This is a genomic window from Pseudomonas sp. B14-6 (assembly GCF_013260315.1).
In the GTDB taxonomy this organism is placed as follows: Bacteria; Pseudomonadota; Gammaproteobacteria; order Pseudomonadales; family Pseudomonadaceae; genus Aquipseudomonas; species Aquipseudomonas mandelii.
On sequence record NZ_CP053929.1, the window covers coordinates 351,035 to 371,871 of the forward strand.

Annotated in this window: 23 protein-coding genes and 1 pseudogene; 18 read left to right on the forward strand and 6 right to left on the reverse strand. The window is 59.9% G+C overall.

Annotation, left to right across the window (positions count from 1 at the left end; all coding sequences use genetic code 11):
• Positions 1-10: 10 nt before the first annotated feature.
• Positions 11-259 carry a hypothetical protein gene (locus HP062_RS01570; RefSeq protein WP_172790669.1) on the reverse strand — a complete coding sequence of 83 codons (249 nt, stop codon included), beginning with the start codon at positions 257-259 and terminating at the stop codon, positions 11-13.
• 207 nt (positions 260-466) lie between these two features.
• Here HP062_RS01570 and HP062_RS01575 point away from each other — a divergent pair, with 207 nt between their 5' ends.
• The 3 genes and pseudogenes from HP062_RS01575 to HP062_RS01585 form a co-directional block, all read left to right on the forward strand.
• A complete protein-coding gene (locus HP062_RS01575) occupies positions 467-808 on the forward strand; it encodes a hypothetical protein (RefSeq protein WP_010459105.1) in 342 nt (113 codons plus the stop codon).
• Between the two features lie 248 nt (positions 809-1,056).
• Positions 1,057-2,055 carry an acyltransferase gene (locus tag HP062_RS01580; protein ID WP_172790670.1) on the forward strand — a complete coding sequence of 333 codons (999 nt, stop codon included), beginning with the start codon at positions 1,057-1,059 and terminating at the stop codon, positions 2,053-2,055.
• 15 nt (positions 2,056-2,070) lie between these two features.
• Positions 2,071-2,523 (forward strand): annotated as a pseudogene (locus HP062_RS01585) (MBL fold metallo-hydrolase); the annotation flags it as partial.
• A gap of 21 nt (positions 2,524-2,544) precedes the next feature.
• Here the strand turns inward: HP062_RS01585 and HP062_RS01590 are convergent.
• Positions 2,545-2,916, reverse strand: coding sequence for a helix-turn-helix domain-containing protein (locus tag HP062_RS01590; RefSeq protein WP_234452946.1), 372 nt, complete (start codon positions 2,914-2,916; stop codon positions 2,545-2,547).
• Between the two features lie 117 nt (positions 2,917-3,033).
• On the opposite strand from HP062_RS01590, the gene HP062_RS01595 reads away from it, so the two are divergent.
• The 4 genes from HP062_RS01595 (at position 3,034) to HP062_RS01610 (ending at position 5,673) form a co-directional block, all read left to right on the forward strand.
• Entirely contained in the window at positions 3,034-4,170 is a 1,137-nt protein-coding gene (locus HP062_RS01595; protein ID WP_172790671.1) for an alkene reductase, read from the forward strand.
• 179 nt (positions 4,171-4,349) lie between these two features.
• Entirely contained in the window at positions 4,350-4,514 is a 165-nt protein-coding gene (locus HP062_RS01600; RefSeq protein WP_010459110.1) for a DUF2986 domain-containing protein, read from the forward strand.
• 90 nt (positions 4,515-4,604) lie between these two features.
• Positions 4,605-5,195 (forward strand): DUF4157 domain-containing protein, encoded by a 591-nt coding sequence (locus tag HP062_RS01605; RefSeq protein WP_083377108.1) that lies wholly within the window; start codon positions 4,605-4,607, stop codon positions 5,193-5,195.
• Between the two features lie 19 nt (positions 5,196-5,214).
• Positions 5,215-5,673 (forward strand): metallophosphoesterase family protein, encoded by a 459-nt coding sequence (locus tag HP062_RS01610; RefSeq protein ID WP_172790672.1) that lies wholly within the window; start codon positions 5,215-5,217, stop codon positions 5,671-5,673.
• 93 nt (positions 5,674-5,766) lie between these two features.
• Here the strand turns inward: HP062_RS01610 and HP062_RS01615 are convergent, their stop codons facing one another.
• Positions 5,767-6,831, reverse strand: a complete 1,065-nt coding sequence (locus HP062_RS01615) for an alpha/beta fold hydrolase (RefSeq protein WP_042932165.1) — start codon at positions 6,829-6,831, stop codon at positions 5,767-5,769.
• A gap of 279 nt (positions 6,832-7,110) precedes the next feature.
• On the opposite strand from HP062_RS01615, the gene HP062_RS01620 reads away from it, so the two are divergent.
• The 6 genes from HP062_RS01620 to HP062_RS01645 all read left to right on the forward strand — a co-directional run bounded on the left by HP062_RS01620 (position 7,111) and on the right by HP062_RS01645 (position 12,663).
• The gene (locus tag HP062_RS01620; RefSeq protein ID WP_145310873.1) at positions 7,111-8,046 is read left to right on the forward strand and encodes a Ppx/GppA family phosphatase; all 936 of its coding nucleotides are present in this window, start codon (positions 7,111-7,113) and stop codon (positions 8,044-8,046) included.
• A 130-nt stretch (positions 8,047-8,176) separates the two neighbouring features.
• Complete coding sequence (locus tag HP062_RS01625) at positions 8,177-8,602, forward strand: DUF1801 domain-containing protein (protein WP_172790673.1); 426 nt, start codon at positions 8,177-8,179, stop codon at positions 8,600-8,602.
• 304 nt (positions 8,603-8,906) lie between these two features.
• Positions 8,907-9,911: a PdxA family protein gene (locus HP062_RS01630; protein ID WP_172790674.1), complete on the forward strand. Its 1,005-nt coding sequence runs from the start codon at positions 8,907-8,909 to the stop codon at positions 9,909-9,911.
• Positions 9,912-9,952: 41 nt separating this feature from the next.
• Positions 9,953-10,831 (forward strand): alpha/beta fold hydrolase, encoded by an 879-nt coding sequence (locus HP062_RS01635; RefSeq protein ID WP_010459117.1) that lies wholly within the window; start codon positions 9,953-9,955, stop codon positions 10,829-10,831.
• Positions 10,832-10,894: 63 nt separating this feature from the next.
• Complete coding sequence (locus HP062_RS01640) at positions 10,895-12,175, forward strand: MFS transporter (RefSeq protein ID WP_172790675.1); 1,281 nt, start codon at positions 10,895-10,897, stop codon at positions 12,173-12,175.
• A 152-nt stretch (positions 12,176-12,327) separates the two neighbouring features.
• Positions 12,328-12,663, forward strand: coding sequence for a hypothetical protein (locus HP062_RS01645; RefSeq protein ID WP_010459119.1), 336 nt, complete (start codon positions 12,328-12,330; stop codon positions 12,661-12,663).
• Positions 12,664-12,805: 142 nt separating this feature from the next.
• On the opposite strand, the gene HP062_RS01650 is transcribed toward HP062_RS01645, so the two are convergent.
• Together HP062_RS01650 and HP062_RS01655 are read right to left on the reverse strand one after the other, a co-directional pair.
• Positions 12,806-14,491: a diguanylate cyclase gene (locus tag HP062_RS01650; RefSeq protein ID WP_172790676.1), complete on the reverse strand. Its 1,686-nt coding sequence runs from the start codon at positions 14,489-14,491 to the stop codon at positions 12,806-12,808.
• A gap of 143 nt (positions 14,492-14,634) precedes the next feature.
• Positions 14,635-15,528, reverse strand: coding sequence for an AraC family transcriptional regulator (locus HP062_RS01655; protein ID WP_077750090.1), 894 nt, complete (start codon positions 15,526-15,528; stop codon positions 14,635-14,637).
• Positions 15,529-15,666: 138 nt separating this feature from the next.
• Between HP062_RS01655 and HP062_RS01660 the strand changes: the two genes are divergently transcribed.
• The 3 genes from HP062_RS01660 to HP062_RS01670 are packed head-to-tail and all read left to right on the forward strand — an operon-like array spanning position 15,667 to position 17,795.
• The gene (locus HP062_RS01660) at positions 15,667-16,410 is read left to right on the forward strand and encodes an SDR family NAD(P)-dependent oxidoreductase (RefSeq protein ID WP_172790677.1); all 744 of its coding nucleotides are present in this window, start codon (positions 15,667-15,669) and stop codon (positions 16,408-16,410) included.
• An 18-nt stretch (positions 16,411-16,428) separates the two neighbouring features.
• Complete coding sequence (locus HP062_RS01665) at positions 16,429-16,827, forward strand: VOC family protein (protein ID WP_172790678.1); 399 nt, start codon at positions 16,429-16,431, stop codon at positions 16,825-16,827.
• Complete coding sequence (locus HP062_RS01670) at positions 16,827-17,795, forward strand: trans-acting enoyl reductase family protein (protein WP_172790679.1); 969 nt, start codon at positions 16,827-16,829, stop codon at positions 17,793-17,795. The genes HP062_RS01665 and HP062_RS01670 overlap by 1 nt, the downstream gene beginning before the upstream one ends.
• On the opposite strand, the gene HP062_RS01675 is transcribed toward HP062_RS01670, so the two are convergent.
• Complete coding sequence (locus HP062_RS01675; protein ID WP_010459128.1) at positions 17,792-18,097, reverse strand: hypothetical protein; 306 nt, start codon at positions 18,095-18,097, stop codon at positions 17,792-17,794. The genes HP062_RS01670 and HP062_RS01675 overlap by 4 nt on opposite strands.
• A 171-nt stretch (positions 18,098-18,268) precedes the next feature.
• Between HP062_RS01675 and HP062_RS01680 the strand changes: the two genes are divergently transcribed.
• Together HP062_RS01680 and HP062_RS01685 are read left to right on the forward strand one after the other, a co-directional pair.
• Entirely contained in the window at positions 18,269-18,649 is a 381-nt protein-coding gene (locus tag HP062_RS01680) for a cytochrome c family protein (protein ID WP_077750094.1), read from the forward strand.
• An 868-nt stretch (positions 18,650-19,517) separates the two neighbouring features.
• Positions 19,518-20,726 carry an MFS transporter gene (locus HP062_RS01685; RefSeq protein ID WP_172790680.1) on the forward strand — a complete coding sequence of 403 codons (1,209 nt, stop codon included), beginning with the start codon at positions 19,518-19,520 and terminating at the stop codon, positions 20,724-20,726.
• Positions 20,727-20,837 lie beyond the last annotated feature (111 nt).

The following is a 20,837-nucleotide window of genomic DNA, read 5'->3' on the forward strand; positions in this document are numbered from 1 at the left end:
GGACCCGCTGTCATTGGTCGGGTGCTAGCCACGTATCCACCACCCGCCGATCCAGTTCCTCCCAATCAGCCATGCCCAACACCCGCGTGGTGTTCAGCCCGCGCAAATAACCACGCAGCTGGTTGGCGGTGGTACGAGTTAACTCCCGGTCGGGCGGGTTTTCGCACAGCAGTACAGTTTCGTACTCGATCAGATACTCGGCCACCCGGTCACGGAACTCGGGCAGGACGGCGTCGCGGATCAGGTCAAACGTTCTCAAGGAGAGGCCTCATCAATGTATTTCGGTTGTGATTGAGTGTGTACGAGTCTGCACGGCGCGCAACTATTGCGTGAGGTAATAGTGACAATCACGAAAGACAAGTTCTGCTTTGTCAGTAATCACCGGAAAATCGCCCCCATCGAACACAGCCCGTGATGCTGACCCGTCACGCGATGAACCGGACTTTTTATTTTCAGGATGACACCCATGCGCCCTTTATTTGTGCCTGCCATGGCGTTTGCCTCTCTATTGCTCGCCGGTTGCGCCTCTGCGCCGAACGACCCGACGCTGACCCTGCAGACCAGTAAGACACCTGCGCAATACGCCGACTGCGTCGTACCGAAATTGCAGGGCAGTGCGTTGAGCCCGACCGTCTCGCAGACCCAGCGCAGCTACCGGATCGTGGTGCCGAGCAAAGTCTCTGCGGACAACGTGCTGGAGGCCTACAAGTCCGGCAGTGGCGGCAAGGTGTTCATCTACGAGCGGCACTTGCTGGCCTCGAACTTCCTGCCGTCGAGTTTCGGACGCGCCGCCCAGGATTGCATCTGACCCCGGCCCGTAAACGTTTTTCAAGCGCTCCTTTGGTTGGCCGCAACCAACCAATTTTTTGCCCCGCACCGCCTTTCGGTCGCGGGGCTTTTTTTTGTCAGGGCCAATTCGAATCGCCATACGGCACGGATTGCCTGGTCGATCTCACACGAATGTAAACAGGTTCCCGCAGCACGAAATAATCCTGTTCTCAGGACGCAAAGCATCGTAGTTTACGCGCCATAAATACAAGGACGTCAGGAGTGTAAGTGGGCGCTTATCGTTTGCTGTTGGCTATTCTTGTAGCCGTTTCTCATATGGGTAAAACGTTCGCGGGGCTTAACCCTGGCGTGGTTGCCGTGATTTCCTTTCTGATCATCAGCGGCTTTGTAATGACCTCGCTCATCGAGCGCAATTACAAGGCGCCGCAGAAAATCGGGCTGTTCTACATGGACAGGGCCTTGAGGCTTTACCCTCAATTCCTGTTCTACTTCCTGGCATCGTGCGCCGTGATTTATTGCCTGCTGCCCGGCACGCCTCAAGCCGCCGAGCTGACGCTCGGGAACGTCGCGGCGAGCCTCACGATGGTGCCCCTCGGCTTCTACATGTTCGGGCTCGCCGGGCCGCTGATTCTGCCGCCGGCCTGGTCTCTGGGGCTGGAGATGTGTTTCTACCTGGTGATTCCATTCCTGTTGATCTACAAGGCGAGGGGCGTTGCGTTTGTCCTGTCTGTCGCCGTATTTATGACTGCGTGTCTTGGTTTCCTCAACACCGATGTGTACGGCTATCGCCTGTTGCCGGGCGTCTTGTTCATGTTCCTGTGCGGCAGCTACCTGTACAAACCGCAGGCGAAGGGTTTAGCGATCGCTGCCGGCACTGCCGTGGTGGCTGCCTTGATGTTTGCGGCCATCGAAGCGGGACTGATTGAGCGTCGGCCGTTTAACGCGGAGGTGACGGCGGGCATCGCCTTAGGCATCCCGGCCGTGTACGTGCTGACGAAACTCAAGTTTCACCGGGTTGACGAATTCCTCGGGGACATCAGCTATGGCGTGTTTTTGAATCACTTTGTGGTGATGTACTTCCTGCGTGCTTTCTGGCCGGTTGCCTACGACGCGCACATCGTTGCCGCCGTTCTGATCCTGTCGTTCGGGTTGAGTTGCGTTTCGTACTACAGCATCGAACGGCCGGCGCTGAAACTCCGCCATGCGCTTCGGGCGGGCGCGAGGTTCAGCGTGGGTAAACGGCGAGGCGGCGAAAAGGTGGCTTAGTGCGTGTGACTTCGTAGAGCCATCCTGGTCGACGCTGGGCTGGGTGGGCAGTTCCCCGGCTTTCCGCGGGCCGGGCAGTTCCCCAAGCGTCTGGAGTCGCCCGGCATTGACCTGGCGTCGGTGACCGACGTGGTGATCACCCACATGCACATGGACCATATCGGCGGGCTGCTCGTCGATGAGGTGAAGAACCGGTTGCGTCCTGATGTGCGAATTCACGTTTCGGCGACCGAGGTCGATTTCTGGGCGACTCCCGACTTCACCCAAACCACCATGCCGACGCCGGTGCCCGACGTTTTGCGGTCCACGGCCCAGCAGTTCATGGATGCCTTCCACAACCAGCTGAAGACGTTCGAAGACGAATATGAGGTGGCACCGGGCGTGGTCGTCAAGCTGACCGGCGGCCACACTCCGGGGGGCACAACTTTTACCGGGCCAGCGCTAACCTGGCCCAATGCGTATCACCATGGCGCGATGCCGGGCACTCAGTCAGGCATTCTCATTCTCTGATCGGATAATGCGATCTCGAACAACTGCCTCGCAGGGCAACAGCCGATCGGCCTCGTCGAGTTCCATCGCGTGATGGACGCCCCATTCGATCAACAATTCGAGGATGGGTCGCAGGCTTTCGCCCAGCGGGGTGAGCAGGTATTCGATCCCCTGACGATCCCGGGCGCTGGGTTGCCGGCTCACCATCCCGTGTTCCTCAAGCGCTCGCAGTTGCTCGATCAACACCTTCTGTGAAACGCCGACGATGCGCTTCTCCAGATCACAGGTGCGTTGCGGTCCGTCCAGCAGCACATGAAGGATGACTCCCTTCCAGCGCCCGGAGAGCACAGCCAGCGTGCGCTCGATCGGCAAGCCCGGCAGTCTATTGATTGTCTTCATTGGGTACCACTGACTAAACGGTGTGTAGATAGGCCTGATTTAGGAACAGTACGCTTTCCTTCCGATCAGATCCGACCCGAAGGAAGCCCAATGATAGACCTGTTTGAATCTCAGTTGGTTGGCGGCACCCTCAGACTGAAAAACCGTATCGTCATGGCGCCCATGACGCGCACGCGGACGTCCGAGGGTGACGTCCCCAATGAATTGATGGCCACCTATTATGGGCAGCGAGCCAGTGCCGGCCTGATCGTCGCCGAGGCAACGGACGTTGCGCCTTCCAGCAATGGCTACGCCATGACACCCGGTATCTACACGCCAGCCCAACGGCAAGGCTGGCACCTGGTGACCGATCAGGTTCACCGCAACGGCGGCACGATATTTCTGCAACTGTGGCACGTCGGCCGGATGGCCCATCCATCGCTCATGCCGAACGGCGAGGCGCCTTGGGGCGTGACCGACGAAAGGGCTGAGTCGCAAGTGTTCGCTCACGGCCCGGATGGCAAGTTGGACCACATCCCGGCGGGCCAGCCTCGGCGCCTGACGTCAGAGGAGGTGATGGCATTGGTCGACACGTTTACACAAGAGTGCATCCACGCCCGGGAGGCCGGGTTTGACGGTGTCGAAATCCATGGTGCCAATGGCTATCTGGTCGAGCAGTTCATGAACTCGGTGCTCAATACGCGCACCGATTCATATGGAGGCGGCAGCTTGGAAAACCGTACACGGTTCCTGCTGGAAGTCGTTGAAGCGGCGGTGCGTGAGTGGTGGCCGGGGCGTGTGGGTGTGCGCCTGTCGCCGTTTGGCAAGTTCAACGGTATTCCGGCGGACCCGCTGACCGAGGAAACCTTGCTGTACGTGGCTGAGCGTCTGGGTCGTCTCGGCGTCGCCTATCTGCACCTGGTCTACGAGCTGATGCCTGAGGAAAACATGGAGTTGGCCGAGTTCAAATCGAACCACCTCGACCACGCTCTGCTGGCCAAGGTTCGGGCCGCGTTCCCTGGCGCAATCATCTGGTGTGGCGGGTTCACTGATCGCAACAGCGCGCAGGCTGCGCTCGACACCGGGTTGGTGGACTTAATTGCCTTCGGCAGACCCTTTATCGCCAACCCGGACCTTGCAGAGCGTCTCAAGCACGGCTGGCCGTTAGCCGAAGCGGACCGATCAGCGTATTACACCCGCCGCGGCGAGGTCGGTTATACGGACTTCCCCGCCTATTCCCTGGTGTAGTGCTTTTCGCAGCCTTGGCCTGATTGCGGCGGTGGCAGGCGTTCGGTGGCGGGCGGTTCTGCCAGCGCCTGCGATTTGTCGTCAATTGCCCGCGTTGTGCACCCTGTGCGCACCCCGGGGATCGGGTCCGGCCATTTAAGCTGATATCATTCGGGCGCTGACACACCGAGTGGAAAACCATGAATCGTCAAAAAAAAATCAAGCAGCTATTAAAGGCGCATGCCAAAAAAGCCAGTGCCAAACTGGCACCGGCAAGCAAGTCTAAATACATCAGCAAGGCTGATCGATTGAAGCTCGCGGCTGAATCCACTCTCGACCCCACCACTTCCTCTGAGAGCGAGTGAGTTGCAGGAAAAAGTGGTCTGTCGTGTTCAGCGATGTTTTGCCGACACGCCGATTCACTGTTAGCGCCGCATCCGTCCCTGGAGCGTCCAATGCCGTCCATCATCACGCGCCTGGTGGCGCTTGTTGTTCTTTGCCTGACGCTTGAAGTGCCAGCCCAGACCGGCGCCTGCCCGGCTGGCGAGAAGCAAGTGTGCCTGGACGGCTGCATCTGCCTGCCAGATATGGGACTGACGGATGACCTTTACCAGATCGCCGCGCCAGCCTTGGCGCTGTGGCTGACCCAGGCCCGCGCCGACGCCGCCGTCACCGGCCTGCAACCCATTCCACCGCACATCCGGGAGCAATTGCTGCGCTGGTACGATCCCGTCGTCCTCGATGCCGCGCGCTACAAAGTCAGCGATAGCGGCCAGTTCAACGCCGCCACTGCCATGCTGCAAAACCCCGATGTCGGTGCCGTGACGCTGATCGACATCATCCTCTTCCGGGATGCTGAAAGCGCAGAGCAGAACATCGTGCTCTGGGCTCACGAGCTCAAGCATGTGCAGCAGTTTCAGGAATGGGGGGTAGAAGGATTTGCCCAGCGGTATACACAAGATTTCAATGCGGTGGAGGCGCCGGCTTATGCCATACAGGCTGAGGTCAGGCGGACGTTGCGGGACGGAGCTGTCACTCATCCTTGAACCTGATCTGGAGCGGCGCATGAAAGTTGGTGTGATTTCCGATACTCACGGCTTGCTCCGTGCCGAAGCCCTGGCTGCCCTGGCGGGTTGTGAGCGGATCATTCACGCGGGTGACATCGGCAACGCCGGCATTCTCGATCAACTCAAGGCTATCGCTGCGCTGTACGTTGTCCGTGGGAATAATGACCTGGACGCCCCGTGGGCAGAAAAACTTCCTGACCTTCTTCGTTTTGATCTCGATGGATGGGAAACGCTGCTGGTGCATGACGTCGCTGATGTCCCGGCCGCGCTCGACTCAGCCATCAAGCTGGTGATCACCGGTCATTCGCACAAGCCACGGATAGAGTGGCGTGGCGACCGGCTTTACCTCAATCCCGGCAGTGCGGGGCGGCGGCGTTTCAAGCTGCCGGTGACGCTGGCGCTGCTGGATGTGTTCGAAACGTCCCTGGAACCGCGTCTGGTCTCTTTGCTGGAATGATGTTCAGAACGGGGTCGGCGGAATTTTTTCCAACATAAAACGGCTCGTTGATAAAACGAGCCGTCGTTGTGAAAGGACTATTTCAGATCGGCCTCAAAGGTGATCCGCATCAATCACCGCCTTGGCGAACGCCTGTGGATCTTCCTGCGGCAAGTTGTGACCGATGCCACCGCTGATCAGCCGGAATTCGTATTTGCCGGTGAAGCGCTTGGCGTAATCCTCGGGGGCTGGGTGCGGCGCACCGTTGGCATCGCCTTCAAGGGTGATGGTCGGCACGCTGATGGACGGCGCCGTGGCCAGTTTCTGTTCGAGCGCCTCGTATTGAGGCTCGCCCTGGACCATGCCCAGGCGCCAGCGGTAATTGAAGACGGTGATCTCGACGTGGTCGGGGTTGTCCAGGGCCTTGGCGCTGCGGTCAAACGTGGCGTCATCGAACGCCCATTTTGGCGACGCCAGTTGCCAGATCAGCTTGGCAAAATCATGAGTGTTTTTCTCGTACCCGGCACGACCACGGTCGGTGGCGAAGTAAAACTGGTACCACCACTGCAATTCGGCCTTGGGTGGCAGCGGGTTTTTACCGGCCGCCTGATTACCGATCAGGTAGCCGCTGACCGAAACCAGCGCCTTGACCCGCTCTGGCCACAGCGCCGAGACGATGCCGGCGGAACGTGCGCCCCAGTCATAGCCACCGAGCACCGCTTGTTTGATCTTCAACGCATCCATGAAATCAATGACGTCGCTGGCCAATGCAGCCGGTTGGCCGTTGCGAAGGGTTTTATCGGACAGGAAATGCGTATCGCCATAACCGCGCGCATACGGCATCAGCACGCGATAGCCCTTCGCTGCAAGCAGCGGGGCGACTTCGTCATAGCTGTGAATGTCATACGGCCAGCCGTGCAGAAGGATCACCACCGGCCCATCAGCCGGGCCTGTTTCGGCGTAGGCCACGTTCAGCAGTCCGGCCTTGATGTGCTTCAGCGGGCCGAACGGGGAGGGTGTGGCCTGAGCGGCGTCGGCCTTGATCGCCGCCGGCTGCACGGTGGCGCTCGTTTGTGCGTGGGCCGCACCGAGCGCGCCGAACAGGGCGAATGCCAGGATCGACGAGCTGACCAGGTGGCGACGAGTCATGCCGGTTTTGTTCTGCATTGCCATCTTCATGGTGATGTCTCCGTTGCAAGGCGTTGGCCAGGGGGTCTGGCTGAGCCCCTTGAAACCTTGAAAACATTTGAACGCGGCGACGTATCTGGCCTGTGTCGAAACGCAGGCCCGGTGAAAACGCATGTATCAAGAGGGTAGCCGTACACACTGTGATACACAGCGGCGCAAGGGGGCGGTGTCATCTTGGTGTCACCTAAGGCATGGCAGGATCATCACAAACCATCTTCAGTACCCAGCGCACCCGCCCGCGGGCTGATGAATCTGCCAGGAATCCCCACCATGAAAGGGAACGCCTCTCTGTTTGCGGCCATCGACCTGGGCTCCAACGCGTTTCGCCTGATGATTGGCCAGTCGGTCAGACGCAACCAGCAGATCGTGATCCAGGAAGTCAAAACCCTGCGCGAGCCCGTCCGTTTGGCGGAAGGATTCCAGGGCGGCGCGCTGGATGAGTTGGCGTTGGATCGAGGGTGGCAGGCGCTCGCGCGATTCGGCAAAAAACTGCGCGGCTTCGAGGCTGGACGGGTGCGGGCCGTGGCGACCAGCGCGGTGCGCGAAGCCGACAATGCCCAGTTGTTTTTGACCAGCGCCGAGCGTCACCTGGGGTTTCGGATTGACGTGATCTCCGGGCATGAAGAAGCCCGGCTGGTGTATGCCGGGGTTGCCCACACGACACCGAGTGCCGCGAGTATGCGGCTCGTGGTGGACATTGGCGGCGGCTCCACCGAGTTGATTCTGGGGCAGGGCGCACAGCCCCTGTTGACCGAAAGCATTGCCATTGGCAGCAGCACTTTTGGCACGCGTTATTTTCACGGAGGCTGCATTACGGCTCAGGGCCTGCTGGAAGCCGAGCGCGTCGCCACGGTACAGTTTGAAAAGGTCGCACGTCGTTACCGGGCGCTGGGTTGGCAGCAGGCCATCGGCTCTTCAGGCACCGCGCGGATGCTCGCCAAAGTCCTCAAGGCCAACGGCTTGAACGATGATGACCAAGACGGAATCACCTACGGCGGCCTGCTGCGCCTGTCGTTGCGCCTGCTTGAAGCGGGGCAGGTCAATCACCTCAGGCTGGCGGGTTTGCAACCCCATCGCCTGAATAGCTTGCCTGGCGGACTGGTGGTTATGCTGGCCGCGTTCAAGGTCTTTGGCCTGTCGCAAATGACGCCTTCGGAAGCGGGGTTAAGGGTCGGGGTGTTACATGGGTTGATGGCCAGGCATTGACTGGATTCTGATGACTGACTGCAGTCATTACCGGTCAGGGACGCAAGCCGTCAGTCAGCGCGCCTCAAAGGCGGGTGAACGCCATCTATCATGAACCGGGCGAATCCATCCTGAAGGAGGCGGTTATCTCATGAACAAGGAACCCATCGGCTCAAAGAACGCAGAGGACGAAGGCGCCTCTGCGCTGATAGACGCGAGAATCAAAGAGCTGAGTGACTGGCGGGGCGAAACGCTCGCCCGGGTCCGAGCGCTGATCCAACAGGCAGACCCTGACGTAGTGGAAGAATGGAAGTGGCGGATTCCGGTCTGGTCACACGCGGGCATCATCTGCACCGGCGAGACGTACAAGAACGCCGTGAAGATGACCTTCGCCAAGGGCGCTTCGCTGGAGGATCCTTCGGGACTATTCAATGCCAGTCTTGAAGGCAATACCCGACGGGCGATTGATGTGCATGAAGGCGATGAGATTGATGAGAGTGCGTTGAAGGCGTTGATCGTTGCCGCCGTCGTCCTCAACAGTTCGCGAAAAACCGCGGGTGCCAAAACGGCGAAATGAGAGCAAGGGAGGTGGGGTTATTCATCATGATCCCATTGCGCGTGCTCGTTTGCTTCTCCAGCTCTTGTAGGGCACTTCGTCGGTATCCGTAGATACCGTCCGAATACCTTGCTTCACCACCTCCTGCTACACCCCTCTCAAACCACATTCTGTGAACCCCCACCCCACGTTTTGCACCTTGAAGGCCCGGCCCGTCGGCCTAGGATGGGCCTCAGTGGTTGCACCGGACTTCTGGCCTGCGTTCCGCCATCGGCGCTGCCCATAACAATAAAAGACACACCTTGCCTGGACTGGAGAAGAACTGATGAAACCCCTGATTGGACTTATGCTGGGCGATGTCACCGGCATTGGCCCTGAGTTGGTCGTCAAGCTGTTGTCGACGCCTGAAGCACGTGAGCGGGCGGATGTGGTGATCATTGGTGACGAGCGAGTGCTCGAGCTCGGCATGCGTGACGCCGGGCAGCGCATTCCTTACCAGAAGATTGTGCACCTGCGCGAGGCCGACCACTCCCAGGCTGCCGTGCCCTTGATCGATTTACATAACGTGGATCCTGCGTTGTATGAGCGCGGTCTGGTCAACGCGGAGTCGGGTCGTCTGACCGGCGAAACCCTCAAGATCATGACCGACATGGCCCTGGCCGGTCAGCTCGATGGCATTTGCTTCGCGCCGCTCAACAAGGCCGGGCTGCATCGCGGTGGCTGGAAGTACCACGACGAACACCAGATGTTTGCCGCCTGGACCGAACACGTCGGTTACTTCGGCGAAGTGAACATCATCCCGCAGTTTTCGACCTTCCGCGTGACCTCCCATGTAGCGCTGCGCAAAGCCGTCGATATGGTGCAACCGGACCGCATCGAAGGGGCGCTGCAACTGGCCCACGACACGTTGCGTGCGCTGGGCAACAACGCGCCGCGGATCGGCGTCGCGGCGCTCAATCCCCATGGCGGCGAGAACGGCCTGTTTGGTGATGAAGAGATCACGATCATCCGCCCGACGCTCGAAGCCTTGCGCCTCAAAGGCCTGGCCTGCGAGGGGCCGTTCCCATCGGACACGGTGTTTATCAAGGCGCGCAACGGTGATTTCGACGCAGTGGTGATCATGTATCACGACCAGGGCCAGATCGCGACCAAGCTGCTGGGCTTCTCATCCGGCGTGACCCTGACCGGTGGCCTGAAGACTGTTTACGCGACTCCGGCACACGGCGTGGCTTATGACATCGTCGGTAAAGGCATTGCAGACGTCGGCGCGATGGCGGCTGCGTTCCGGGTCGCCGCTGACAACGCTGCCGCGCGCAAATCCAAACGCTAAACACCCGCCAAGTGATCGAGAAGAAAATCGAGGCTGACACCATGTTCGAGCATTTCACCAAGACCATTACCAAAACCAGCGGTGCCGAGATTGTCACCGTCGTGGGCGGCGAAGGCCCACCGTTGCTGCTGATGCACGGCAACCCGTTCAATCACCTGTCCTGGCACAAGATCGCGCCGCGCCTGGCCAGGGATTTCACCGTGGTCTGCACCGACTTGCGCGGTTACGGCGACAGCTCCAAGCCCGAGGGCGGTGGCGATCATTCGGCCTATTCCTTCCGTGCCATGGCCCAGGACCAGGTTGAAGTCATGCAATCGCTGGGTTTCGAGCAGTTCTACGCCGCCGGTCACGACCGTGGCGCGCGGGTCCTGCATCGCATGTGCCTGGATCACGGCGACAAGGTGCTCAAGGCCGGTTTCGTCGACATGCTGCCGCAACATTATTTGTTGAATAACGTGACACGCCAGTGGGGCAAGTTTTCCTGGCACTGGTTCTTCATGACCCAGGACGCCCCGACGCCAGAGCGAATGATGGACGCCGATCCGGAGTTCTTCATCCGCCGCAAGCTGTCGAAGACCGATCAGGGCACCAGTTTCTTTGGGCCCGAAGCGCTGGCCGATTACATCCGCTGCATCAAGAATCCGGCCACCACCCACGCTATGTGCGAAGACTATCGCGCCACCTTCGGCATCGACCTGGACATGGACACCGCCGATTTCGACGCGGGCCGGCGGATCGACAATCCGGCACTGATTCTCTGGGGCGAAAAGGGTGGCGTCGGGCGCAACCATAACGCCGCGGAAATCTGGAGCCGCTACGCCACCAACATCGTGCAGACCGCCACCGTGCCCTCAGGCCACTACCTGCAGGAAGAATGCCCGGACGAGACCTACGAGGTGTTGCACGGCTTCTTCAAGTAACGCAATGACAGGCGGTCCGGGATGACCGCCTGCCCACTAGAACTATAAAAAAAGGTGGAAAAAATGATTCCGACTACGCTCGCGCAAAAACGCAGGGCAACGCTGACGTTCGTGTTGCTTTGCATCATGGCGTTCATCATGTACGTGGACCGCACCAACCTGGCCGTCGCCGCCCCGACGATCAGCAAGGAGCTGGGTTTCAGCAACACCAACCTGGGCATGATGTTTTCAGCCTTCGCCATCGCCTACAGCTGCTTCATGATTCCCGGCGGCTGGTTCAGTGACCGTATCGGCTCGCGCAAGGCGATGTTGCTGTACGGCATAATCTGGTCGGCCGCGACCATTGCCACAGGGCTGGTCAGTGGTCTGGTGGTCTTGGTGATTGCACGTTTCGTGGTCGGTATCGGCGAAGCGCCGATCTACCCGACAGCGGCGCGCATGATTGCCCGCGCCATCCCTATCACCCAACGCGGCACGGCCCAGGGCATGATGCATGCGTCGGGACGCCTGGCCAATGCACTGGCGCCTTTGATCGTGACGTTCATGATCATTCAGTTTTCGTGGCGACTGACCTTCGTCATTCTCGGCGTGGTGACGTTGATCTACATGTTCGTCATGTATTTCAGCCTGAGCGAATCGAAGAAAGTGCTCGAAACCGCCGCCGTGCCGCTACCAGCCGTGGCGGCCAAACCGGTGAATTGGCCGCAGATGCTGCGCAAAGTGTGGCCGGCCGCTGCCACTTGTTTCTGTCACGGTTGGGTGCTGTGGTTTTTCCTCAACTGGATTCCATCGTTCTTCACCCAGCGCTACGGCATGGACCTGACCCACACCGCGTTGTTTTCGACCTTTGTGCTGCTCGGCGGGACCGTCGGCACCGCGGTCGGCGGCATGCTCTCGGACTGGCGCTTCAAAGTCACCGGCAACCGTCTGCGCTCACGCCGTGACTTGATCATCTTTGGCTTCCTGGCCTCGATCATCGGCTTGATTCCGCTGATGTTCACCCACGACCTGATCATCTGCGCCTGCGGCCTGAGCTTCTCGTTCTTCTGCTCGGAACTGGCCGACTCGCCGCTCTGGGTCATTGGCACCGAGGTGTCCCACGAACATTCGGCGACTTCCAGCGCGTGCACCTTCACCGGCATGGCCTTGGCGGGCGCCGTGTCACCGGTGGTGATCGGCTGGTTGCTGGATATCACGGGGAACAACTGGGCCGTGGCGTTCGGCGCTTCCATCGCCGTGGTGCTGATGGGGCCGTTGCTGGCGATGTTTATCAAGCTGGACGACGAGCCTGCTCCCGAGCCTGTTCCCTCTGCGCATTCACCGGCTGCGATAACTCAGAGCTGAGGCGCGACGTTTCACTCTCTCGAACAAAAGCCGCCGCCAACCAAGGGGCGGCCAATCACCTGCTTTAGCTGATACCAATTGGCCACCTCATCCGTTAGAGTGTGCGCCGCCCGAGAGATGGATCCCGGGCAATATCTCATGGAGCTTTTTCAGTGAAGTACGTTAGTAAAGTTGTCGCAGTGGCCCTGTTCGGTCTGGTTCTGGCGGGTTGCACCGGCACGCCGATGAACACCCAGCATTATGAAAGCAGTCAATACACCGTCCTGGGCCACAGTGAAGCGAGCGCCACGGGCCTGCTGCTGTTCGGCGTGATCCCGATCCAGCAGAACAACCGTTTTGTTCGCGCTCAGAACGCGGCGATCAAAGCCAAGGGCGGTGACGCGATGATCAACACCCAGGTGCAGGAAAACTGGTTCTGGGCGTGGGTCCTGACCGGCTACACCACCAAGATCTCCGGTGATGTGGTCAAGCTGAAAAACGTTCAGTAAGCCCAATACCCGGTCTTGATTGCGGATGCGCAATTGTGGCGAGGGGATCAGTCCCCTCGCCACAGGTTGTCGCTCAGTTGAAGATGTTCTTAAGTGAATAGCCTTGCGGTTTAACCGGGTTTTCATCAGTGGACGCTGGAGGTCAGTGGCGTTCCGTCACGCGAGCCTGCGGAGCCACCCGATTCCTTCCCGACCACTTCGCCTGATAAAGCTGCTGATCGGCACGTTTGATCAGCGCGGTGGTATTGCTGTCCGATATCTCGGCCAGGCCAATGCCGATGCTGACCGTGACGTGCCCGACCGTAGCAAAAATGGCTGCGGCAATCGCGGCACGAATCTTCTCGGCAACGACCTCGGGGCTCTCGGGTTCCTCGACTTCCGGTAACAGCACCGCAAACTCCTCACCACCGTAACGGGCCACGAAGTCAGTGGCGCGGGTGTTGCCCTGGATTAGCCGGGCGAGTTGGTGCAGCACCTCATCGCCGATCGCGTGGCCGTGGGTGTCATTGATTTGCTTGAAGTGGTCGGCGTCGATGAACAGCAACGCAAAGGGCCGTCCGGTGCGTTGAAACAGCAGGTTGCACTCATTCAGTTTCTCGTCGAATCGGCGCCGGTTGTACACGCCGGTCAGTGCGTCGTGGGTGGCCAGTTTCAACAGATCGGCGTTGGCCTGGGTGAGGGCGGCGGTGCGTTGCGCGACCGTGGCTTCCAGCGATGCATTGGCTTCCTGCAACTCGCGCTCCTTGCCGAGCAAGGACTCCGTCATGCCCTGAAGGGATTGGCCCAGCTGGGCAATTTCTCGCACCGAGTGGTCCCGCGGAAACGTCATACCCGGTTGTTGGTTTTGTACCCGTTTGGCTGACTTTGCCAGCTGTTCGATCGGGCGGCTGAGGTACAGCGCCAGGTAGTACGCCACCAGAGCAAACACGATGGCGGCAATGACCCCCAACAGCAGCAATTTGTAAAACAGAATACGTGCGGGTTGAAGCGCAATATCGAGTGGCTGGCGGACCGCGATGTACCACGTCAGGTCCGTGCTCGAGGGCGTGGGCACCGCGACCACGCTGGTCAGGTAACCGTCGCCGACTGACCAGCCGGCGGTATCGGAATGGTTTTCCCGGGCGACCGGCATGTTCGCCAAACGTTGCCCCATGAGCGCTTCGGGATAGAGCACTTTGCCGTCGTGGTCGACGATCAGCGCCTCCACCTCGGGCGTCATGTCCTTGCGCAGCACGGCCGCGTCGACAATCCGCGTCGCCCAGCTCCAATGGGCATGGGCGCCCAGCACACCGATCACCTGGCCCTCGGCATTACGGATCGGCGCGGCGAAATCGATGAAGCGCAAAGGCTCGCCACTGGCGGTTCCGGGCAGCAGTTTGGCCAGCAGGACCGCTTCATGAGGATCGCCGGTATAAGCACCGCGCAACCCGGCCTGGAACCAGGGGCGCTCTTTCACCGATTGATTGACCAGAAGACCGTTCACGGCTTGCCGAACACGTCCGTTGGCGTCAGCCACGCCCATCCAGGCGTACTCGGCGCGGGATTGCGAACGCAGCTCCATCGACGACAAGATATCCGGATCGCCCAGGTCGCCGTGCTTGAATAACGGCGCTCGACTGAGCAGAGACACTTCGAGCTGACGCTCATGCAGTTGTGCGCCCAATAGCTCGGCCGCCGACCTTGCCGTACTCAACAACGCATTGCCGCTGGCCTGCTTCATTTGCTCTGTGGCGATGTGGCCCACGTAGAAACCCACACTCACCAGCGTGAGCAACGACAGACCGGCAAACCAGAGTGTCAGGTGGCTTCGCAAGCTGGCTTTGATCATGGAAGACACCTGACGGTTTGAAGTCGCAGCATGGTATGCGCATTGGTCGGGTGGGGCCAGTGGCGGCGCTTTCATGGCATCGATCGGTACACGCATTCGCCAACGCGATGACAAGAAACAGAGTCAGTCGGACCGAGGCGTCCTCAGTCGGCACGTCCGCGCAGTTGCGCGAGAATCCGAGCGGCATCCCGGGCCGGAGGCAAACCGAAAACGCGGGCGTAGTCCCGGCTGAATTGGGTAGCGCTTTCATAGCCGACATCGAACGCGGCGCTGGTGACGCTTTTAGCGTTCGCCACCAACAAAGTCCGCGCCTGAAGCAGCCGCACGCGTTTTTGATACTGCAAGGGGCTGAGCGTGGTGACGGCTTTGAAATGGCGGTGGAACGCTGACACGCTCATCGACGCTGTGCGGGCCATGTCCTCGACCCGCAGCGGCTCGGCGAAGGCGCGGCGAATCCACTGGATCGCGAGGCTGACACGGGCCATGGCCGTATCGGGCGCGGCAATCTCGCGCAGCATCCAGCCGTGCGGTCCTTGCAAAACCCGATAGAGAATCTCCCGCTCGTACACCGGGCTCAGGGCCGCGATGTCCGCCGGCCGGTCCATCAATCGCAGCATGCGCACCCAGGCGTCCATCAGCTCGGGTGTGACTGCGGCCACTGAAAAGCCGGCCTCCTGTCCTGACGGTGCGACAGGTTTTGGCAGGTCTGTCAGTAACGTTGCCAGTACGGCAGGGTCCAGCGTCAAGGCGACGGCGAGGTACGGCTCGCCGGACGTGGCCGGGTGCACACTGCCGACCGCCGGCAGTTCAATCGACATCACGAAATAGGTCGCCGGGTCATACCTCAGTGTGCGATCACCGACAGTGATGGTCTTACTGCCTTGCAGGATCAGGTTGATCATCGGCTCGTAGACAGCGGCCAACTGATGTTCGGGAATCGCACCCTGGACCATGGCCACGCGCGGAATGCCCGTCTCTGTACGCCTGTTTTCGGCCCTGGCGGCGAGGGTTCTGAGTTCATGCAGTTGGTTTTCCATGGGGAGACATCTGACCGCAGGGGGACGCACGGCGCAAGCGAAAAGCAGAAACAGGCAGGATTGGAGTAGTAACGGCTGCGCTCGCCCGAGGGTCTATGGTTACCGTGGTTGCTCATCTGATTGACAGTGGAGCAAGCCATGGGCGTTATCGTCATTACCGGCGGCAGTCGAGGCATTGGTGCCAGCGCCGCAGTGCACTGTGCCCGGCGTGGAATGGGCGTCATCCTGACCTACAAGAGCAACGTGCAAGCGGCGGATTCGGTGGTTCAGCGCATCAAGTCCGAAGGTGGTCATGCCGTCGCCCTTGAACTGGATGTCTGCCATGCCGGGCGCTTCGGCGTGTTCGTCGATGCGGTACGACAGGCGCTGCAATCGAACTGGCAAACCACCACCCTGGGTGGTCTGGTCAACAATGCCGGCCACGGCCTGTTCAATCCGCTTGAGACGGTCACCGAGGCGCAGTTCGACGACCTCATGAACGTTCACCTCAAGGGCCCGTTCTTCCTGACCCAGGCCTTGCTGCCGCTGATGGAGGAGGGCGCAAGCATCGTCAACCTGACCAGCGCGACGACACGGGTGGTCACGCCAGGCGTGGCGCCTTATGCCGCTTTCAAGGGCGGACTGGAAGTACTGACCCGCTACATGGCCAAGGAGTTTGGTGAGCGACGCATCCGTGCCAATGCCGTCTCGCCCGGCGCCATTCGCACCGAACTGGGCGGCGGCTTGAGCGAAGAATTCGAGGCGCTGCTGGCCTCGCAAACGGCGCTCGGTCGCATCGGCGAACCGGACGACGTCGGTCGAGTGATCGCCACGTTGCTGTCCGAAGAAAGTGCCTGGATCAACGCGCAATCCATTGAGGTTTCCGGCGGTTACATCATCTGAACCAGCGAGGCGCATTCCATGCTTGATCATGTGTTTATCTCAGTCAGCGACACCCAACGCTCCGTCAATTTCTATACCGCGGCGCTCACACCGCTCCGCATCACTCACTCGCTCGATTTCGACGGCAAGGATGGCCCGCCGGGCCACCCGGACCTCAAGGGTTTCGGTGCGCAAGGCCGGGTGTTTTTCTGGCTGCGTGAAGGGGTGGTGGAGGGGCGGGCTGCGCATGTCGGGTTCGTTGCGAACAGCAGGGGCGAGGTCGATGCGGCCTATGCCGCTGCGATGAAAGCAGGCGCTACCGATAACGGCGCTCCCGGCGCACGGTTGCATTACGACCCGAATTATTACGCGGCTAACGTCCTGGACCCAGATGGCTACAGCCTCGAATTCGTCTATAAAAACTGGCAGCACCGATAATGAGCAAACTTCTGATATATGGCGCAACCGGGTACACCGGCCGAATGATCGCGGCACAGGCGAAGGCAGCCGGGCTGGACTTCGAAGTCGCTGGACGTGACGCGACAAGCGTGGCTGCGCTTGCCCGGCAGCTGAGCGTGCCTTATCGCACCTTCACGGCCGACGCTCAAACGGCGCAAGCGCTGAGCGGCGTCACGGTCTTGTTGAACTGCGCCGGTCCTTTTGTGATGACTGCAGAGCCGTTGATGCGGGCCTGCATCGAGGCCGGGGTCGACTATCTCGACATTACTGCCGAAATCAACGTTTACCGGCTGGCGGAGCGGTTGGGCGAGGATGCCGGAGTGATGCTATTGCCAGGCGTCGGCTGGGACGTTGTCCCCACTGACTGCCTCGCTCTGCACGTTGCCCGTCGTGTCGAACATCCGCAATCGCTACGGATCGCGCTGCAGGTTGCAGGCTCCATGTCCCGTGGATCGGCCAACAGCGTTGGCGAGATCATCGGTGCAGGATTGATGGCGCGGGTCGACGGCGTACTCGTTCCTGCGCCGGATGCGCAACCGCGTCACTTCGACTTCGGCGCCGGGCCTGTGCTCTGCGCGCCGCTGTCGTTCGGTGATCTGGTCACGGGTGGGCGCTCGACGGGTATCCCCAACATTGCGATGTTCGTGCACATCAGCGGTGACGCATTCCCAGAGGGCGACTTGTCCCGACTTCCCGATGGCCCCAGCGAGCAAGAGCGCCTGTCGCATCGGGCCTATGCGGTTGCTGAGGTGACGGGGGCAGATGGGCAGGTTGCGCGGTCGGTGATTGAGACTATCAACGGCTACTCCTACACACCGTTGGCCGCGGTGGAAGCGGCGCGACGCGTGTTGGCCGGGGAGCGGCGTTCCGGGTTCGAGACACCGGGTCGTCTGTTCGGAGTCGAATTCGCCGAGAGCATTGCCGGGACGGTGATCGTTGATCTCTAAGGCTGGCGCTGAAGGCACAGCAAGCGCTCGATCTGCGCTAACTCCCAGGTGCTGAGCAAACTGACCGGGTCGGTGCCGTAACGTTGCCAGCGGTCGAGTTCACCCTCGCGGCCGTCCGGGGCCTGGCAACGTTGGCAATGCAGCAGACGGGCGCCGTCGACACCGAGGCTCAGGCGCCAGCCTTCGATATCGACGTGCACGTGGCCGGGCTCGGGTTGTCTGGCGAGGCGCGATAGCGGCCGGAGTTCCAGCGCGGCGTCGCGCAACTGCTGGTAAACCTCGCGGGCGGTCAAGGGTGGCACAGGGCATCTCCGGTGGAATCGCAGGGTTGCACAGGATAGAGTCTGCGCTTGCCGCTGTCAGCGGATAGCGGGGTCGTTATTCCACCCGTCTGCCGGCGGCTTACTGGAAGTAGGTTCACCGGGTGCGAGCTGATTTACGTGCGCTTGGCCACAAATGATTTGGAGCAGGACATGAATAAAGCCGCAGCCCTTATGGTGCTTATTGCGGGGGTGTTCGGCGCGCAAGTCCAGGCGGCCGGCGATGCTGAAGCCGGCGCGACACTGTTCAAACGGATATGCGGCGGCTGCCATCAAGTGGGGGAGTCGGCGCGGGGTTCGTTCGGGCCGCAACTCAATGGCATTTTTGGACGCCCGTCAGGTAGCACGACGGATTATCAATACTCCGACGCCATGAAATCGGCCGGCATTGTCTGGACCCGCGAGACCCTGATCGCGTACCTCGAAGATCCAAAGGAAGTAGTGCCCGGTACCCGGATGATTTTCTGGGGGCTCAGCGATCCGGAGAAGATTGAAAACCTGTTGGCGTATCTACAGACCTTTCAGCCGCAGTAGGGCACCCTGCATTGACGCAGCGTGGCTTTCGATCAAACGCTCGGACCCACCCTCAGCAAGGTGACGTGCGTACCATGACGATCTATATGTAGGAAGGCACCTACAAAAACTCACGAAACCATGATTTTTCACACTCATAACCGCCCGGTGGGGCGGTTTTACTTCGTTAGGATGTGTCAGTTTTTCCCCGGTATTTGACTTCGATGTTTCAGGGGTAGACTCTTGGCGTCGCTGGAACCCGTAGCTGAAACCGGATAGAAATGCTCTTGCCAAATAGACTCGAAGATCATCGTGTATCTCTAGTGCAGAAACAAAACATTCTGGTTTTCTGGCCGTGAATGTTGTTTTTCATGCGCCATGAATACACCTTTTTTGTTAGCTGCGAGCTGTCTGGGATGGGCGTTTTAGGTGGCATTGGTTACATGTGATAACACGGGTAAGAGGGGGTGGCGGATATGCCTGCCCTAAATAGTTAGTTCTAATGATCGACGCGTTGCCATTGGATAGTTTGCGGCAGATGGCAGGTTGGATTGATTAGATAATATTCCAAGGACTGCACTTGCATGATGTAAGTGCGAACAATCGATAGAAGTGAGTTTGTTCACTTCTGGAGGCAAGGATGCGCGACCAAGTTACGTCTGAATTTTCTGTTCATCTGTGTATTCATCAACTATTCGAAGCCCAGGTTGCACGCAGTCCTGAAGCCACGGCGCTGGTCTTTGAGGGTTAGACGCTCAGCTATGGTGAACAACTGCCTCGCTTGCTTGCTGGTTCACATGTGCCATTGAGTCGCCGATAAACCGCCCGCAACAGTTTGCGGGCGTGCAGCGGGGTACCCATCGGCGAAGCATTATAAAAAGGAGAAATCATGGCAAATCCCTACCGCGAACTGCTCACCACCCCGGGCGTCATGGGGTTGGTGATCGCGAGTTCCATTGCCCGTCTGCCACAGGCAATGATCGGCATCGGCATCATTACCATGTTGGTGCAGCAGACGGGACTTTATTGGCTGGCTGGCTCGGTCGCCGGTACCTTTACCCTGGCCAATGCGCTGATCGGCCCGCAGGTGTCGAAACTCGTCGATCAGCGGGGGCAGAGTCGGGTGCTGCCCTTAGTCACCACCTTCAGCATTGGCATGTTGCTGGCGCTGATCGTTGCCGTCTCTATGAGGGCGCCGACCCCGCTGTTGTTTATTCTTGCGGCACTGGCGGGCACGATGCCCAGCATGCCCGCGATGATAAGAGCACGCTGGACACAGCTTTTCCGTGGCAAGCCGCAGTTGCACACGGCTTTCTCCCTGGACACGGTGCTGACTGAGCTCGCTTTCATTATCGGTCCACCCCTGGCCATCGGTCTGAGCGTCAGTTTTTTTGCCGAAGCCGGACCGCTTGTCGCGGTCTTGCTGCTGGTCATCGGCGTGAGCGCTTTTCTTCTGCAAAAGCAGACAGAACCGAAGGTCGTCGTGGGCGTCAGGAAGAGCACTGGCTCTACCTTGCTGATTCCCGGCGTTCGCACCATCGTTCTGGCACTCTTGGCGATGGGGGTGATTGGCGGATCAATCGATGTGGCGGTGGTGGCCTTCGCCAACGCACAAGACTGGCCAGCGTCCGCCAGCTTCATCCTCGCAGCCTATGCGCTCGGCTCAATGATCGCGGGCCTGACGTTCGGCGCGTTGAGGGTCTCCTTGTCGATTGAAAAGCAATTCTTCGTTGGCGTTCTGATCACGGCAGTTACAGCCGTCTTGCCCATTTTCTCGCCGGACGTCTACATCCTTTCCGGGATGCTGTTTGTGGCAGGCATGTCATTCGCACCAACGATGGTCGTCGTCATGAACCTTGGTACGATCATCGTTCCACCGTCCAGGATCACCGAAGGCCTGACGTGGATGACGACGGGCATCAGCATCGGCGTGGCGCTCGGTGGCGTACTCGCGGGGCTGGTCATCGACGCCTATGGCGCACGGGCAGGGTTCGGCGTCGCCATCGGCGCGGGGCTGGTCATGGTGGTGATCGTGCTGTTGGGGCTACGTACACTTCGCTCCACATCAGCGGTTTGCGCCGAGCCGAGTATCCAGTAATCAGCACGCTGGACTTCGTCACAGCATTGATCTGCCGACAAGGGGCATGGCCCTCTTCGTGGTCCATCTGGTCGCTCAGCTAGAATGACCATTCATTCCCCATTGATGGAG